At 33.1% G+C, this 16,669-nt stretch carries 14 protein-coding genes; 3 read left to right on the top strand and 11 right to left on the bottom strand.

Features of this window, described 5'->3' with window-relative positions:
* Positions 1 to 31 precede the first annotated feature (31 nt).
* Positions 32 to 829, bottom strand: coding sequence for a DUF2797 domain-containing protein (locus AABL81_RS09115; RefSeq protein WP_341340864.1), 798 nt, complete (start codon positions 827 to 829; stop codon positions 32 to 34).
* Between the two features lie 109 nt (positions 830 to 938).
* Here AABL81_RS09115 and AABL81_RS09110 point away from each other — a divergent pair, with 109 nt between their 5' ends.
* Positions 939 to 2,450, top strand: a complete 1,512-nt coding sequence (locus AABL81_RS09110) for a GH3 auxin-responsive promoter family protein (protein WP_341340863.1) — start codon at positions 939 to 941, stop codon at positions 2,448 to 2,450.
* Positions 2,451 to 2,525: 75 nt separating this feature from the next.
* On the opposite strand, the gene AABL81_RS09105 is transcribed toward AABL81_RS09110, so the two are convergent.
* Both AABL81_RS09105 and AABL81_RS09100 read right to left on the bottom strand, forming a co-directional pair.
* Entirely contained in the window at positions 2,526 to 2,753 is a 228-nt protein-coding gene (locus AABL81_RS09105; RefSeq protein WP_158210155.1) for a hypothetical protein, read from the bottom strand.
* Positions 2,754 to 2,882: 129 nt separating this feature from the next.
* Entirely contained in the window at positions 2,883 to 5,036 is a 2,154-nt protein-coding gene (locus tag AABL81_RS09100; protein WP_158210156.1) for a S46 family peptidase, read from the bottom strand.
* A gap of 577 nt (positions 5,037 to 5,613) precedes the next feature.
* Here AABL81_RS09100 and AABL81_RS09095 point away from each other — a divergent pair.
* Positions 5,614 to 6,453: an aldo/keto reductase gene (locus tag AABL81_RS09095; RefSeq protein WP_158210157.1), complete on the top strand. Its 840-nt coding sequence runs from the start codon at positions 5,614 to 5,616 to the stop codon at positions 6,451 to 6,453.
* An 84-nt stretch (positions 6,454 to 6,537) separates the two neighbouring features.
* Here the strand turns inward: AABL81_RS09095 and AABL81_RS09090 are convergent, their stop codons facing one another.
* Positions 6,538 to 7,773, bottom strand: a complete 1,236-nt coding sequence (locus AABL81_RS09090; protein WP_341340862.1) for a 3-deoxy-D-manno-octulosonic acid transferase — start codon at positions 7,771 to 7,773, stop codon at positions 6,538 to 6,540.
* A gap of 170 nt (positions 7,774 to 7,943) precedes the next feature.
* On the opposite strand from AABL81_RS09090, the gene AABL81_RS09085 reads away from it, so the two are divergent.
* Positions 7,944 to 9,074, top strand: a complete 1,131-nt coding sequence (locus AABL81_RS09085; RefSeq protein WP_158210159.1) for a DegT/DnrJ/EryC1/StrS family aminotransferase — start codon at positions 7,944 to 7,946, stop codon at positions 9,072 to 9,074.
* A 57-nt stretch (positions 9,075 to 9,131) separates the two neighbouring features.
* Here the strand turns inward: AABL81_RS09085 and AABL81_RS09080 are convergent, their stop codons facing one another.
* The 7 genes from AABL81_RS09080 to AABL81_RS09050 all read right to left on the bottom strand — a co-directional run bounded on the left by AABL81_RS09080 (position 9,132) and on the right by AABL81_RS09050 (position 16,488).
* The gene (locus AABL81_RS09080; RefSeq protein ID WP_341340861.1) at positions 9,132 to 10,316 is read right to left on the bottom strand and encodes a multidrug effflux MFS transporter; all 1,185 of its coding nucleotides are present in this window, start codon (positions 10,314 to 10,316) and stop codon (positions 9,132 to 9,134) included.
* An 89-nt stretch (positions 10,317 to 10,405) separates the two neighbouring features.
* Complete coding sequence (fabD, locus tag AABL81_RS09075) at positions 10,406 to 11,278, bottom strand: ACP S-malonyltransferase (RefSeq protein ID WP_341340860.1); 873 nt, start codon at positions 11,276 to 11,278, stop codon at positions 10,406 to 10,408.
* Positions 11,279 to 11,392: 114 nt separating this feature from the next.
* Positions 11,393 to 13,495 (bottom strand): peptidylprolyl isomerase, encoded by a 2,103-nt coding sequence (locus AABL81_RS09070; RefSeq protein WP_341340859.1) that lies wholly within the window; start codon positions 13,493 to 13,495, stop codon positions 11,393 to 11,395.
* Between the two features lie 235 nt (positions 13,496 to 13,730).
* A complete protein-coding gene (locus AABL81_RS09065) occupies positions 13,731 to 13,922 on the bottom strand; it encodes a hypothetical protein (protein ID WP_090408851.1) in 192 nt (63 codons plus the stop codon).
* Between the two features lies 1 nt (position 13,923).
* Positions 13,924 to 14,481 carry an LPS export ABC transporter periplasmic protein LptC gene (gene lptC, locus AABL81_RS09060; protein ID WP_158210163.1) on the bottom strand — a complete coding sequence of 186 codons (558 nt, stop codon included), beginning with the start codon at positions 14,479 to 14,481 and terminating at the stop codon, positions 13,924 to 13,926.
* A gap of 20 nt (positions 14,482 to 14,501) precedes the next feature.
* The gene (locus AABL81_RS09055; RefSeq protein WP_341340858.1) at positions 14,502 to 15,761 is read right to left on the bottom strand and encodes a hypothetical protein; all 1,260 of its coding nucleotides are present in this window, start codon (positions 15,759 to 15,761) and stop codon (positions 14,502 to 14,504) included.
* A complete protein-coding gene (locus AABL81_RS09050; RefSeq protein ID WP_158210165.1) occupies positions 15,739 to 16,488 on the bottom strand; it encodes a type III pantothenate kinase in 750 nt (249 codons plus the stop codon). The genes AABL81_RS09055 and AABL81_RS09050 overlap by 23 nt, the downstream gene beginning before the upstream one ends.
* Positions 16,489 to 16,669: the final 181 nt, after the last annotated feature.

Here is a 16,669-nt window from a genome sequence, read left to right as displayed (position 1 = left end):
ATATTTATGGCGCTTTTTTTATATAGTTGTTTTATTCAACGTCTATCTTAACAACATAACCTTCATAGGTTCTAATGTTGAAAACTGTTCCGTCTTCAAATAATAAGTATTGTCCTTTTACTCCTTTTAGTTTTCCTTCAAAAGAAGGCGTCTTATCTAAATTTAAACTTTTAATTTTAGTAGGGAATTGTAAGACAGGATAATCTAAATCAAAAATAGAAGCGTTAGTTTGGTCAAAATAAGGTTGTACTTCTGTAGGAAGTTTGTCTTTTAAACTGTTTCTAATTTCTTCTAAGTTTGTCTCCAGCACTTCGTTTTGCAACATTTTTCGCCAGTTTGTCTTATCTGTAAACGAATCTTTTAAGGCTACCTCTGTAATTCCTGCTAAGTATCTATTGGGCACTTCTACAATTTCGATTGCCTTAGATGCTCCTTGGTCAATCCATCTTGTAGGAACTTGTGTTTTACGAGTTACCCCAACTTTTACATCACTTGCTACTGCTAAGTAAACAATATGAGGTTGTAATTGTACTTTCATCTCATATTCCAAGTCACGATCTTCAATACCTAAGTGAGCTTGACTAAGCTCAGGACGCATAATCCAGTCTCCAACAGAAGCACTTTTGTAAAAGCAATCGTAACAGAATCCTTGTCTAAAGATTTTTTTCTCTTGTTCACAGTTTAAACATTCATAACCAACAAAGTCAATCTTAATATTTCTATTAAGGATTTGATTAATATTAATGAAGTTGTTTTTAAATACTAAATAGTATTCAATCGGCTTGTTAAATTCCGTCTGCATTTTGTTTAAAACTCCTTCGTATAGCATAAATAAAATTGTTATTTTTGGATAGGTGGTAAAAGTACGAAAACATTTTCTACTGCAAATAAACACTTTTCGCACGGAAAAGGTTAGAGATTAGACTAATTGAAAATATATGGCATTTACAATTATTAATTCTATTGCGTCTTGGATTCTAAAAAAGAGAATTCATCAAATAGATTTATTTAGAAAATATCCGAATGAAGTTCAAAATGATTTGTTTTTAAACTTGATGAGAACAAATGAAAAAACAGTTTTAGGACAGCAGTTTGGTTATGAAAGTATAAACAACTATGAGACGTTCGCTGAGCGTGTACCCCTTTTTAGGTATGAGGAGTTTGAGCCCTATATTGAAAGAGCAAGGAAAGGAGAAAGTAATATCTTCTGGCCTGAACAAATAAGATGGTTTGCTAAATCAAGTGGAACTACTAATGCGAAGAGCAAATTTATTCCTGTGTCTAATGAGGCATTAGAAAACTGTCATTACAAAGCAGCTAAGGATTTACTGTGCTTATATTTAAACAATAATGAAAACTCACAATTGTTTACAGGAAAGAGTCTTCGCTTAGGGGGAAGTAAACAGTTATATGAAGATAATAATACTTTCTTTGGCGACTTATCAGCTATTTTAATTGATAATATGCCTTTCTGGGCTGAGTTTAGTAGCACGCCAAGTAATAAGACGTCTTTGATGTCTGAGTGGGAAAGTAAGATGGATGCTATTATAAAAGAGGTGAGAAATGAAAACGTAACAAGTTTTGCAGGAGTACCTTCTTGGATGTTAGTATTGTTTAACCGCGTTATTCAAGAAACAGGTAGAGAAGACTTGCTGGAATTATGGCCTAATGCTGAGGTGTATTTTCACGGAGGTGTAAGTTTTGAACCCTACAAAGACCAATATAAAAAGCTGTTGCCTAATAGCAATTTCAGATATTACGAAATATACAATGCCTCTGAAGGATTCTTTGCTATCCAAGATCAGAACGATTGTAATGAACTTTTGTTAATGCTTGATTACGGAATTTTCTACGAGTTTATACCAATGGATACGTTTGGTACAAGCAATGAAAAGATTATTCCTTTGTCTCAGGTTGAATTAGGAAAGAATTACGCTATTGTTATCACAACAAATGCTGGATTGATTAGATACTTAATTGGAGATACTGTTCGCTTTACAAGTTTACTTCCTTATCGTATTAAAATTACTGGGCGTACTAAGCACTTTATCAATGTATTTGGAGAGGAGTTAATGATAGAGAATACAGATAGAGCATTAGCCAAAACGTGTATTGATTTAGATGCTGAGGTAGCTGAATATACGGTAGCACCTGTTTTTATGCAAGGAAAAGAAAAAGGAGCTCACGAATGGATCGTTGAGTTTACTAAAGAGCCTAAAGATATAAGAGAGTTTGCCCAAGTCTTAGATAAGAATTTACAAGCATTAAATTCAGATTATGAAGCTAAGAGAGCTAATAATATGACCTTAAATCCACTTGTATTTAACAAGGCAAGAAAGAACTTATTTTACGATTGGTTGAAAAAAGGAGATAAGTTAGGAGGACAGCACAAAGTGCCAAGACTATCTAACGAAAGAAAATTAGTAGAAGAGTTGCTAAAGATGCAGTAGCATTTTTTAGTAACTGATAGAAATAAAAAAACCTCGCTAAGCGAGGTTTTCTTATTTTATGAATAGTTTTGCTAATTATTTAGCAGCTTCTTCAGTTTTTACTTCTTCTGTAGCTGGAGCTTCAGTAGTAGCCTCTTCAGTAACTTCTTCTGTAACAACTTCTTCAGTAGCAGGAGCTACTTCTTCAGTTACAGTTTCAACTGTAGTTTCTTCTTGAGCTGGTTCTGTTGCAGTTTCTTTACAAGATACGAAAGATACTCCCATCATTGCTACTAAAGCGATGCTTAATGCGATTTTTTTCATTTTACTAAATTATAAAAGTTAATTATTAATTCGAGACAAATATATAACTTTTTTGATTTGATTATATTTTTTGTAAAAAAAAAATATAATTTTTTTAGCTTAGTAATTTATTGAAAATCAACACTTTGTTTATTTGTTTTTCTTAGGGTGAACCAATTTCATTTCTTCAATTAGGTGTTTTGCATCTGCAAACTTGTCTACGATGAATAAAATGTATCTTGCGTCAACCATAATGTTACGACAAATTGAAGGATCGTAGTAAATATCACTCATTGTTCCTTCCCAAACTCTATCGAAGTTTAATCCAATTAAGTTACCATGTGCATCTAATGCTGGACTTCCTGAATTACCTCCTGTTGTATGGTTTGTTGCAATAAAGTTTACTGGTAATTTACCGTTGTCAGCATATACTCCGTAATCCTTATTATTGTACAATTCGATTAATTTAGATGGTACATCAAATTCATAATCACCAGGTACATATTTCTCCATAATTCCATCAAAATGTGTTACTGGCTCATAGTATGTAGCATCTTTAGGAAAATATCCGTCTACTTTACCATAAGTAACACGTAATGTACTGTTAGCATCTGGGAAAATTCTTGCATCTGGGTATAACTCTAATTGAGCTTTCATATATGTACGTTGTAAAGCAGCAATCTCACGATCTAATTCTTCATATTTAGGTAATATGTTAGTTAGGTAGTTTTCGATTAATCCTTTTGCAAATACGTATCCTTTATCATTGTTAAGGTTTGCTTGTACTTGTTTAGCATCTCCTTTTAATAACTCTTGTAATCCTTCGTATGAAGTTAATTTACTATTGTTATAGATATCTTTAGTAATTGCTTTTACATCAGCATTTACTAATGATTTTGGTAAAAATGCTTTAGGAGCATCAGTAGCATATAATGAAACAATAGATTCAAATACTTTCTCATCTACTACTTTGCTGTAGTTTTTGTAGAAACGCTCTTGTCCGTTGATTAAGTTTGCTTTTCTTGATTCAAATGATTGCTCGTTGTTAAATGTTTTTTCTAAAGCATAAACTCTCCAAGCAGAAGCTAATAATTCAGCATTACGCATTCCGATTTCTGTAAAGTAATCTCTACTGATAGCATAAGGTGCAATAGCAGCATATAACTTTTCGAATTCAGGTAAGATATTAGCGTACGCTTTTGTGTTTTTATTTTTCTTTGCTCTCTCAATAAAGTCTTTTTCAAAAGCTTTTTTAGCTGCAACAGCATTTGTTTTTTTCAACCCTTGGCTTTCTCCAATCCATTTTTTCCAATAGTTTGCAGTACTTGCAAATTTAGAAGCATATTGAATTTTGATACCTTGGTCTGCACGCATAAACTCGTCAGTAATTTTTAACGCTTTATCGCGGATTCCAATTCTTACTGGATTTAAGTCGTTTACAATTTGCTCTACAGCAAATGATGGTAAATACTCTTGTGTTCTACCAGGGTAACCAAATACCATAGTAAAATCTCCTTCTTCAATTCCGTCTAATGAAATAGGGAAGAAGTGTTTTGGACGGTAAGGAACGTTGTCTTTTGAGTAATTAGCAGGCTTATTGTCTTTATCTGCATAGATACGGAATAAAGCAAAGTCTCCTGTATGACGTGGCCAAACCCAGTTGTCAGTATCAGATCCGAATTTACCTACTGATGAAGGTGGTGCACCTACTAAACGAACGTCAGTAAATGTTTCTGTAACAAATAAGATGTATTGGTTTCCTTCATAGAAAGATTTAATCTTATTTTCTTGCCATTTCTCTTTTGGAAAAGAAGCAACAGTTGCACTAATATTTTTGTTTATTTTTTCTCTTTTTACGATTTCAGAGTCCTTGTCTTTGATTCCGGCCATTACTTCTTTCGTTACGTCTTCAATACGTACGATAAAAGTAACCTCTAAATTTTCGTTAGGTAATTCTTGCGCTTGTGATTTTGCCCAGAATCCATTTGCTAAGTAGTCGTTTTCAACAGATGAGTGTGATTGAATTTGACCATATCCACAGTGGTGGTTTGTAAGTAATAAACCTTGTGGAGAAATAACTTCAGATGAACATCCACCATTGAAATGAGGAACAGCATCTTTCATACTTGAGTTGTTCACATCATAAATGTCTTTTACTGACATTTGCATACCAAGGCTTTTCATCTCAGTTTCGTTCATCCCTTCTAATAATGAAGGAATCCACATCCCTCCTTGTTGCGCGTAGATAGGAAGTGCTACCAGAACAACAAGTGCCTTAAATAGATTTTTAATTTTTCGATTCATATGTGTGTGTTAGTTAGAATTGAATTGGGTAGCAAGATACAATTTAAAGTCTAAAAGGTAAAGTGGTTTTGTTATCAGTACGTGGAACGGAGATTTTAAAAGGAGATGAGAGAGGTATAGTGTATTTACGGTGATATGTTGATAGTGTTGTAAGAATTAGTAAAGAACACATTATAATGTAGTTTTAAACGTACCACGTTCGACACATCTACCACTCAAGTCCCACAGAAGTTCGGAAAATAAGCCTTTTTCCCGAAGGTGTCTGGTACTTGTGTGGTATTTGTCTGAAACAAGTATAAAAGAAGTGTGTAATGACAGTACTATTTAACTTATATAGAACTCCTGTTATTATATAGCATACGTTAATTAATGAAAAGATGTTTTTAATGGTAGTAAAAGCGTCGTACTTCTTGAGTTTATTGGTTACTAAAAGATTAGTAAAAATAGAGATGTCAATATTTGGTGTATAGATATGTTAATGCATTAAATAGTGGTGTGTTAAGCTTTTTTAAAATTCATTTATTTCCAATAATAATATTTAACTTGTTGAGGTATAAACTTATAAAAGGTAGATAAAATGAATACTTATAAATTAGGAAATGGCGTGTTAATTCCAAAAGTAGGTTTTGGAACTTGGCAAGCAGCTGAAGGAGAAGAAGCTGTAAATTCTGTAAAAACAGCTTTAGAGTTGGGGTATAGACATATAGATACGGCTTTTTTCTACAAAAATGAGGTTAGTGTTGGTAAAGGTATCAAGGCGTCAGGTGTTGACCGTAAAGAGATTTTTGTAACAACTAAGGTTTGGAATTCTGAGCGTGGTTTTGAAAAAGCATTAGAGGCTTTTGATGTTTCTTTAAAAAACTTAGGTTTAGATTATATAGATATGTTTTTAATTCACTGGCCTGCGAGTGAAAACCAATTTGAAAATTGGAAAGAATTAAATGCTGAAACATGGAGAGCATTAGAAAAGTTGTATGCAGACGGAAAAGTGCGTGCTATTGGAGTTAGTAATTTCTATGTATCGCATTTATCAGCCTTGTTAGAAACAGCAAAAGTAAAACCAATGGTTAACCAAATTGAGTTTCATCCAGGGATGACACAAAATGAAGTGGTTGATTTTTGTGTAAAAAATGATATCTTAATTGAAGCTTGGAGTCCACTTGGTCGTGGAAATGTGTTAGACAATGAAGTATTAGTTGCATTAGCTGCTAAATACAAAGTATCAGTGCCTCAATTATGTATTCGTTGGATTGTACAAAAAGGACATTTACCATTACCTAAATCTGTAACACCTGAGCGTATTAAAGCAAATCTTGATATTTATGATTTTGAAATTAGTCAAGAAGATATTGCGGCGATAGATAATTTGCCTTATATTGGTGGCTCGGGATTACATCCTGATAAAGTTGACTTTTAAGTATCATATACTTTCAATGAGTAATTATTAATTCATATATCAAAAAAGGTAAATAAACATTGTGTTCATTTACCTTTTTGTTTTTTATGAAATATGCTTCATTATTTTTTTAGTGGCTTCTTTATTCTTTAAAATAAAGTGGCTACTGATAGCACCTAACTTTTCTTTTGTAGTAGTATCTGTCAGTAATTTGTCAAAAGTATCGTTTAATTCCTCTTGGTTGTTTACTACTAAGCAACTTCCTAATGCTACAAGGTCTTTTGCTTCTTGAAACTTCTTGTATTTTGGACCAATGACAACTGGAACGCCAAAAGTAGCTGCTTCTAATATATTGTGTATTCCTGCTCCAAAGCCTCCTCCGATATATGCAATATCAGCATAACTGTAAGCTTTTGTCAATAAACTGTAAGCGTCAATTATATATACATTGTATTCACTTAGGTTTTTACCTTGGTGCTGGCTGTGCAATATAGTTGGTTTCTTTAGGCTGTTTTGCAATTGAGCTATTTGTTCTGTTTTAATGTTGTGAGGAGCAAAGACAAAACGCAATGACGAGTCTGTGTTATTATTGATATACGTAGTAATGAATTTTTCGTCTTCAGGCCACGAACTACCAATTACAATAGTCTTGGTTTGTTTGTTATTGGTAAACTCATCTAAGAAGTCAAGTTTATTGTTGTTTTCTAATATTTGAGACACGCGATCAAAACGGGTATCTCCTACAACTTCAACCTGTGTAAAGTTCAGTTGGTTTAAAAGTTGTTTTGATATGTCGTTTTGCACGAAGAAATAAGTGAAAGCTTGCAATGCTTTGCGATAAAACCCACCATACCATTTAAAGAATACTTGGTCTGAACGTAGAATTCCGGATACTAAATAAGTAGGGATATTTTTTTTGCGTAGTTGATTTAGGTAGTTTGGCCAATATTCGTATTTAACGAAAAAGGCTTTTTCAGGGTGAACTTGCTTTAAAAATTGTTTTGCATTAGCTAATGTGTCCATTGGTAGATACAATGTGGCATCGGCAATTGAATTGTTCTTTTTAACTTCATATCCAGAAGGGGAGAAGAAAGTAAGTACTATTTTATGGGTTGGAAATTTACTTTTTAGTTGTTCCATTAATGGTAATCCTTGTTCGTACTCTCCTAATGAAGCAACGTGAACCCAAAACACTTTATCAGAGGGTTTGATTTTTTCTTCTAAAATTGTGAAAGACTCTTTTCTACCCTGTACAAAAAAGTTGATTTTTTTATTAAAAAGGGCTATAATCTGAAGAAAGAATATTGAAACGTAAGTCAGTATATTGTATAGAAAAAACATGTGAAAATCTTTATAAAGCGAAATTACGTTTCTTTTGAGAAAGATTGAGCTTTGACGTTAAGAATTTATTATTTTTGTAAGGATAATGAATATCGAAATATATAGTTGTTTTTGCAGTTAATTTTTTGATTATCAGTAAAGATGGCTTTAAGATACTAAAGACAATTAGGATGAAAAAAATTCAAATGGTTGACTTGAAAAGTCAATATGAAGGGATTAAAGAACAAGTGAATCAATCGATTCAAGAGATTTTAGAATCTTCAGCTTATATTAATGGACCTCAAGTTCATTCTTTTCAAGCAAGTTTAGAAGAGTACACAGGGTCAAAACACGTTATTCCTTGTGCTAATGGAACTGATGCGTTACAAATTGCAATGATGGGACTTGGTTTAAAACCAGGTGATGAGGTAATCACTGCAGACTTTACGTTTGCTGCAACTGTTGAGGTTATTGGTTTGTTACAATTAACTCCTGTTTTAGTTGATGTATGTCCAGAGACTTTTAATATCTCTATTGACGCACTTAAAAAAGCAATTACTCCTAAAACTAAAGCGATTGTACCTGTTCACTTATTTGGACAAGCAGCAAATATGGAAGCGATTATGGAGATTGCAAAAGAGCATAATTTGTTCGTAATCGAAGATAATGCGCAAGGTATTGGTGCTAACTATGCTTTCGCTGATGGTAAAAAAGCTAAAACGGGTGCAATTGGACACGTTGCTGCTACTTCTTTCTTCCCATCTAAAAACTTAGGTTGTTATGGAGATGGTGGTGCTATTTTTACTAATGATGACGAATTAGCTCACGTTATTAGAGGAATTGTTAACCACGGTATGTACGAACGTTACCACCACGATGTAATTGGAGTTAACTCTCGTTTAGATAGTATTCAAGCTGCTGTTTTAAATGCTAAATTACCTAATTTAGATACTTATAACAATGCACGTCGTGCTGCTGCAAAAGCATATTCTACTGCTTTAGCTAATCATCCAAATATCGTTACTCCTAAAATTGAAGGAGAAGAGGATAGTCACGTATTCCACCAATACACATTGCGTATTGTGAATGCTGATAGAAATGGATTAATGGCTCACTTACAGTCTAAAGATATTCCTTGTGCAATCTATTACCCAATTCCATTGCACAAACAAAAAGCTTATTTAGATCCGCGTTATAAAGAAGAAGATTTCCCTGTAACTAATCAATTAGTACAAGAAGTATTATCTCTTCCAATGCACTCTGAATTAGAGGCTGAGCAAATCAAGTTTATTACAGACGAAATTTTAGCTTTCTTAGGATAGTTTTATTTCCGTTTAGATATAAAAAAAGCAGACTTATATAGTCTGCTTTTTTTATGTTTATTTTTTAGGGTATGTCGTTTGATTAATTATCAAGGATGCGATAGCACAAGCCATTAACGAGATTGCAACAATATTCATTGAACCATCGTTGAGGCTGTTTAGCAGCAAAGAGGTTATAAAAGTAAACGCTAATTGTGATGCACCAAATAGGGCAGAGGCTGTTCCTGATTCTTCTTTAAATGGCGCTAATGCTAATGTTGTACTTGTTGGGAATAGCATTCCAAGGGGCAGTACAAAAAAGAATAGTGGAATTAACTGCAAATAGATTGATAGGTTTAATTCAATCATTAACCAGAGTATTCCCGCTGATATAGCCTGTATACTTGCTCCTAATTTAATGATATTACTTGGCTGTAAGTGTTTACGTAGAACAGATGACGTAAGGAATGAGCCTATCATTAATCCACAAGAGTTTAGCATAAATATTAAGCTGAATTGCGTACTTGATAATCCGCCAACTTCCATAATTAATACGGGCGAATTGGATATGTATAGCATTAAACAACTAAAAGCAATACTTCCTATGATAGTATAGGTAACAAATATTTTATGTTTGAATAAGCGTTTATAGTTGTTTAAGATTAGGTTGAGTTTTAATGTTGTACTTTGTGTGTTTACATCTTCTCTAAGGAAAAATGTAGTCATTAATATGCTTAATGTTGCAAAACACGCCATAGCAGTAAAGACATGTTGCCAATCATAGAATTTTAGAATGGCATTACCTAAGATAGGTGCCATAATTGGAGCAATTCCGCCGATTAGCGCAAGGATACTGAAAATCTTAAGGGTTTGGTCTTTATCGAAGCGTTTATTGACTATAGCCCTTGCAATGACTAAACCACCACTACTTCCAAATGCTTGTAAGAATCTATAAACCCACATAACCTTGATGTCTTGTACATAAATACAGGCAATAGAAGACACGATAAAGATAGATAGGGAAATTAGTATTGGTTTTTTACTTCCATATTTATCAGATATAGGTCCCCAAAATAATTGTCCAATTGCTAATCCACCCAAGAAAGTAGAGAGAGAGATTTGTACACGGTTTATTTCGGTACTTAAGTCTTTGGCTATTTTTGGGAAAGCTGGTAAATACATATCAATAGCTAAAGGGCCTAATGCCGTTAGACTAACTAATGTAAATATCAGAATCCATTCTTGAATTGAGAGTTTTTGCACGTTTAAAAGGAGGTTAAAAAAAAATCCCTGGTGTGTTTCAACCAAGGATTTTTATATTGTTATAATAGTCTTGTTATTGTCAAAACAACTTATGCAGAATGAGTTTCTGCTTCTTTATTGATTTTTTTAATTAAACCAACTAATACTTTTCCTGGGCCAACTTCTGTAAATAAAGTAGCACCATCAGCAACCATTTGTTGTACTGATTGAGTCCATCTTACAGGAGCAGTTAATTGAAGGATTAAGTTCTTTTTAATTTCTTCTGGATTGTTAACAGCACTTGCAGTAACGTTTTGGTAAACTGGGCAAGTAGGAGTGTGGAAAGTAGTTGCTTCAATAGCAGCAGCTAATTCTTCTCTTGCAGGTTCCATCATTGGAGAGTGGAATGCTCCTCCAACAGGAAGTAATAATGCTCTTTTAGCACCAGCTTCTTTTAGTAATTCACACGCTTTTTCAACAGCTGAGAATTCTCCTGAAATAACTAATTGACCAGGGCAGTTGTAATTTGCAGCAACTACAACACCGTCAACTTCAGAACAAACTTTTTCTACGATAGCATCTTCTAATCCTAATACAGCAGCCATAGTTGAAGGAGTGATTTCACAAGCTTTTTGCATTGCCATAGCTCTTTGAGAAACTAATTTTAACGCGTCTTCAAAAGCTAATGTACCATTCGCAACTAAAGCAGAGAATTCTCCTAATGAATGACCAGCTACCATTTTTGGTTTGAAATCTGCTAATGTTTTAGCTAATACAACTGAATGTAAGAATACAGCAGGTTGAGTAACTTTTGTTTCTTTTAATTGTTCAGCTGTTCCTTCAAACATAATATCTGTGATTCTAAAACCAAGGATATCGTTTGCTTTTTCAAACATTTCTTTAGCAAGTTCAGAACTTTCATATAAGTCTTTACCCATTCCTGTGAATTGAGCTCCTTGACCTGGAAAAACATATGCTTTCATAAGTATAATTTTAAATTTCGAGTAGACAAAAATAAGGTATTTTTATTTGTAAAACGAACAGACATAAAAAAAGCCATCTGGAGTACAGATGGCTTCTTTTGTAAATTTTATAGTTTATTGGATAACACCGATACGGTTATCTTTAATTTTGGCATTGTCTTTTAATGCTTTCATAACTCTCATTTGAGCCATGTTGCGAACACCATTTTCAACTTTAGCTTTGTAGCTGTTGTAGTTTGGTAATTCAGGAGCATTAGCAACGTTTTTAGTTTTTACCATATAAACTCCTTTTACACCATCAATTAGGTTAGAGTTTTGGTTAACTGCAGTTGCGAAAGCTGTACCTACTACTAATGGTTCGTTTCCGATATTAGTGATAAGTGGAGCATTTAAGCTAACTTCAGATACAGAAGCGATAGATGCTTTAGAACTTGTAGATACTTCTTCAATAGTTTTACCAGTCATTTTTTGTTTAATGATTTGAGCTTTTTTCTCGTTCATTAAGATTGGTTCAATGAATGGTTTTACTTCTTCGATTGGCATTAAACCTGTATCGTTTTTAGATGTTAACTTAACGATGATGTGTCCATCAGCATTGTCAAATCTTTTGATAGTACCGTCTTTAGTTTCTTTGTTAAAAGCCCAAGCAACAATACTTCTTTGGTTTCCTACACCAGGTAAGAACTCTTCGAAAGGACGAACAGTTACGTCATTTTGAGTATCAAAACCTAAACCTTTAGCAGCAACGATAAAGTCACTTGCAGAAGCTGCGTCTTGTTCTAATGTAGTAGCTTTAGTGAATAACTCATCAGCAGTTGCGTCAGATACTTCAATTTTTAAAGCAACAGTAGCTAATTTAGCACCTTCTTTTTTATTGATAACTTGGATTACGTGGTAACCAAAGTCAGTTTCAACTAAACCAATTTTTCCAGCAGGGTTGTTAAAGATAAAGTCGTTAAATGGTTTTACCATTTGTCCGTTTGGAATATCTTCATATTTTCCACCGTTGTTTTTAGATCCTGGATCTTCTGTTTCAACAGTTGCAACAGCTGCAAATGTAGCAGGAGCTTCTTGAACTTTTTTCAAGATTTCTTCAGCTTTCGCTTTAGCTTCTTCTTTAGTTCTTGTAGAACCAGGAGCTGCAGATCCTGCATAAGTGATTAGGATATGAGCAGCGTCAACTCTTTGACCTGGTTTTTTGTCTAATAATCTAGAAACACAGTAGTAGTCTCCCATTACGTATGGACCAAAAACTTGACCAGGTTGTAAGTTAAATAACTCTTCTTGGTATTCTAAAGGAAGATCTTTCTTAGCGTAGTATAAACTATCAAATTTAATATCTGAGTTTGTATTTACGAAAGACTCAACATCTTTAATTGTTTTGAATCCAGGAACAGTATCGTTTTTCTTAGTTTCAGCATTATATTGAACTCTTGGTTGTAATAGAGATTCAATAGTTTCCTTAACTGCATCTTTATCAGAGTCAGAAGGTTTACTTGCTAAGAAAGCATATTGTAATTCACGAGTTGTTTCAGATTTGAATCTGTTCTCGTGTTTTTTCATATAATCAATGATAGCAGCATCAGAAACAGCAGCTTCTTCGTTGTTAACTGTAGAGTAAGGTACAGTAACATAGTCAAAAGAAACTTTGCTATTATCAGCTAAGTAACTTGCTTTAGCTTCAGTTTGAGTAGTGTAGATTCCCCCTTGAATTAAAGAGAAATACATTTGCTCAAGACCAACTTTTTCAAGTTCTTTTTCGTAAGCTAACCACGCATTCCATTGCTCTTGTCCAGCTTGTTTCATCATTAAAACAAATTGGTTGAATTTGTTAACGTCAAACTGTCCTAATTGATTTAGGAATTCAGGATTGTTAGCAAAGTTTGGGTTGTTTTTTACAACATTTACCAATTGGTCTTTACCAATGCGTAATCCTAATTTCTCGAACTCAGTAGTAAGTAAAATATTGTTTACTTCACTGTTCCAAACAGCCACACTCGCTTGAGTGTTACTCATTTGTCCGTTTTTCTCAGCTTGAGCTACTTTGTGTAAGAATTCTTGTGTGTTGATTTCTTCTCCGTTGATACTACCAACATTTCTTGATAGTCCACCTCCCGTGCTTCTTACTACGTCGCCAATAACGAATGCTAATAAAGCAATACCTATTACTGCAATTAACAGAGCGGATTTTTGTCTAATTTTTGATAAAACTGCCATGCTTTTTTATTATGTGTAATTTTTTTCAGTGAGCGAAAATACAATTATCTATTTAATAATAAAAGGAGTGATGCTATTATTTTACGACAATTCACATCTTTTTTCTTGTATTTTTAAATTAATTGTCTAATAATTTTTAATTCCGACTAAATAGGACCTTATAACTTATAATTTAGTAATGGTATAAATATAAAAAAAAGGTGTAATCATTTATGATTACACCTTTGAGATATTGTTACTTATTATTGTAATTATCCATTCGTTTCGCAAACTTTCTTCTGAAGAAAAACATGAAGATTGCCACTCCAGCTATTATAAAGTTTAACCAGAAGTTGTTTTCTCCTTTGCTTATTTTGTCAATTGCATCATATATGAATAGTGCTGCAATAACTAAGTAGAAGAATGGTATGATTCTTAATGCTTTCATATTAATTCTGTTTGTTTATGCTTTCAACATAACTATTAGTTGCTTTTACTGTTTTTAATTTACTGTCGAAGTCAATTCCAACTCCTCTTGTAAAGTTTTCTTTATCAGTAGAAGCTTTATACTTTCCTTCTGTAAAGAACCATTCATTCTTTTGGTCAAAATACAATTGGTCTGATTCAAGTTTTTTACCATCATGTGTTGTTATAACAACATTTCCTTGTAAATCTATTAGTTCTGTTTTTGTATAACTAATAGCATAATCTGCAACAACGGTATTTTTGTTATTATCCGCATCAAAAAAGGTAAGATGAATTCCTTTTGGAAATTCGGTAAAAGGATATTTAACATTGCTATAATCTAACATTGTTGGACTTAGTAATATGGCTTTTACTCTTCCTGAATCGATATATTGTAGGCGCATATTTTCTGCTTCACCAGCTGGAAAGAAGGTGACTTTGTTTATTTGTTGTATTTCTTTAAACTTACTCTCACAAGAGAATAAAGAGAAAGATAATAAGATAAATAAAAGAATGCTTATCGATTTATTTATGTATTTCATTTTATGATAATGAATAGATGTTATTCAAAACGTCTTCTTTTGAACCAAAGGTCATTCATTGAGAAACCAACATACATACTAAAGTAGTTTTCTCTTGTTAAACCTTGACTTTTTGTACCTCTTGATCCGTATTCAAAACCAATGTTTAAGTTAGTAAAGCTTCGTCCAATAGGAAAACCAAAACCAGCATTTACAGCCATATCATTGATTGCTTTGTCATTTAAAACTAAACCAGTGTTTTCATATCTAATACCAGCTCTGTATACAATTCTATCAAAATAGCTTGTAAAAGAATTGTATTTAGGGATATAGAAACCTCCAACAGAGAATTTATTTGAATTCTCAAATGAAGAGATAGAAGATGTATTCCAAGAGTCAGCTAATTTTCTGTTTTCTGTGAATGTATACTGTGCTCCTACAAACCATTTGAATTCTTTTCCAAAACCAAGTCCTAAATCTAAAGCTTGTGGATTAGTAATTTTTCTGTTACCGTCTATAATAGTTTGAGATTCGATTACTTGGTTTACTCTTACAAGTTGTAACTTAGTTAGGTTGTCATTTGACCACTTAGTTTGTGGGCTATAAGTTACATTTGCTTGCCAATCATACTGTCTAAATTTACCAGCATATTGTGCAGATGTTTTAAAAGACACTCCTCTGTAATCTAATTCCTGTAATTCTCTTGATACGGTTTGTAAAGGAGAACCATCGCCTGTATTAGCAATGTTTTTGTATGCTTCATTAGTGATGTTACCAAAATGATATCCAACATCTACACCCACGTGTAAATTAGGCATAATCTCGTAACCAGCTCCTAAAAATACTTTATTCACTCCTCCGTTACCTTCGTAAGTGTTTTTAATTAATTGACCTTCTTCATTGTTTTGTTGACCATTAATTTTATAACCAACATTTGAAAAAGGAGTTAATCCGAATACAACACCAACTTTTTTAGCAATAGGGAAACCTACGGAGATATAGTCTAATGTTTGTCTTTTTGCTTTATTATTAGAATCATCAGATGCAAAGTCATAAAACTTAGCTGTTGCTCCAAGTGAGAATGTAGTAAGTTTAAGCTTACCAAAAGACGCTGGGTTATTTAAGTTGATGTGAATACTATCTGCGTAAACACTTGTTCCACCCATAGCTTTATATTCATTCGTACCACTGTTATTAACATTACCTATTCCGTAAAAAGAATAAGGTGAAGCGTTGCCTTGTTGGGCCATTGCAATTGAACCACAAATAAGGCTTAGGCTAAGGAAGATTTTTTTTATCATTTTCAATTATGTATTGATATAAAGAGTTCATACTCTCTAAAAGAAAGTTTGAATTAGCAAATATTACATTTTTTAATCTTTTTGCCAAAAAAAGTGTGTCTCCTCCGGTCAAAATAACCGTTAATTGAGGATATTTTTTTTGGTATTCAGTTATTACACCATCTATTTCTGTTGTAACACCATTTATAATACCTGAGTGTATAGCATTTGTTGTTTGATCTCCTATCAAATAATCTATATCTTCAGGTTTTAGCAAAGGTAGCTTTTCTGTGTAATCATTTAACGATTTATATCGCAACATTAGACCTGGAGAAATTGCACCACCTAAATATTCGTCATTATCATTTATAAAATCATAGGTAATACAAGTCCCTGCGTCTATCACTAAACGATTCTGTTTAGAAAATTGCATTACAGCCCCTGCAGCGAGAACCATTCTGTCTATCCCCAATGTGTTTGGAGTGGCGTATAAATTTTTAAATGGGAAGCTACTTTTATGAGATATAACGATAAGATTGGTATTTTGTTTTAACCAATTGAAAGTTTCTTCATTTAATTTCCCGACCGAAGATAGGATGATTTGTAGTTTTTCGTGTTCTGTTGAAATTTTTTTTAAAAAAAAATCAACTTTTTTTTCATCGTCAAAAAATAGAGTCTCAGAAAACCTATTGTTTTCAAACTTAGCTATTTTCGTTCGAGTATTGCCTATGTCAATGGCTAAAATCATGCGTTTTTTTTAAGTTTAGCAAAGGTAATGAATGATTTTTTTCTAAAAAAGTTTTGGAAGAAAGAAAAACTGTTCTATATTTGCAACCGCTTAACAGAACAACATTGTTCAATACTAAAAGCCAATTGGTGCCTTAGCTCAGTTGGTAGAGCAAAGGACTGAAAATCCTTGTGTCCCTGGT

The organism is Myroides sp. C1519 (assembly GCF_038039755.1).
GTDB lineage: Bacteria > Bacteroidota > Bacteroidia > Flavobacteriales > Flavobacteriaceae > Flavobacterium > Flavobacterium phaeum_A.
The sequence above is the reverse complement of the archived record's forward strand: the minus strand, read 5'-3'. Positions and strand labels throughout refer to the sequence as shown.

Coding starts and splice junctions, on each gene's coding strand:
- AABL81_RS09055 (WP_341340858.1), bottom strand. CDS start 15,761: ATGATAAAAAAAATCTTCCTTAGCCTAAGCCTTATTTGTGGTTCAATT.
- AABL81_RS09095 (WP_158210157.1), top strand. CDS start 5,614: ATGAATACTTATAAATTAGGAAATGGCGTGTTAATTCCAAAAGTAGGT.
- AABL81_RS09105 (WP_158210155.1), bottom strand. CDS start 2,753: ATGAAAAAAATCGCATTAAGCATCGCTTTAGTAGCAATGATGGGAGTA.
- AABL81_RS09110 (WP_341340863.1), top strand. CDS start 939: ATGGCATTTACAATTATTAATTCTATTGCGTCTTGGATTCTAAAAAAG.
- AABL81_RS09100 (WP_158210156.1), bottom strand. CDS start 5,036: ATGAATCGAAAAATTAAAAATCTATTTAAGGCACTTGTTGTTCTGGTA.
- lptC (WP_158210163.1), bottom strand. CDS start 14,481: ATGAAATACATAAATAAATCGATAAGCATTCTTTTATTTATCTTATTA.
- AABL81_RS09090 (WP_341340862.1), bottom strand. CDS start 7,773: ATGTTTTTTCTATACAATATACTGACTTACGTTTCAATATTCTTTCTT.
- AABL81_RS09115 (WP_341340864.1), bottom strand. CDS start 829: ATGCTATACGAAGGAGTTTTAAACAAAATGCAGACGGAATTTAACAAG.
- AABL81_RS09050 (WP_158210165.1), bottom strand. CDS start 16,488: ATGATTTTAGCCATTGACATAGGCAATACTCGAACGAAAATAGCTAAG.
- fabD (WP_341340860.1), bottom strand. CDS start 11,278: ATGAAAGCATATGTTTTTCCAGGTCAAGGAGCTCAATTCACAGGAATG.
- AABL81_RS09065 (WP_090408851.1), bottom strand. CDS start 13,922: ATGAAAGCATTAAGAATCATACCATTCTTCTACTTAGTTATTGCAGCA.
- AABL81_RS09070 (WP_341340859.1), bottom strand. CDS start 13,495: ATGGCAGTTTTATCAAAAATTAGACAAAAATCCGCTCTGTTAATTGCA.
- AABL81_RS09085 (WP_158210159.1), top strand. CDS start 7,944: ATGAAAAAAATTCAAATGGTTGACTTGAAAAGTCAATATGAAGGGATT.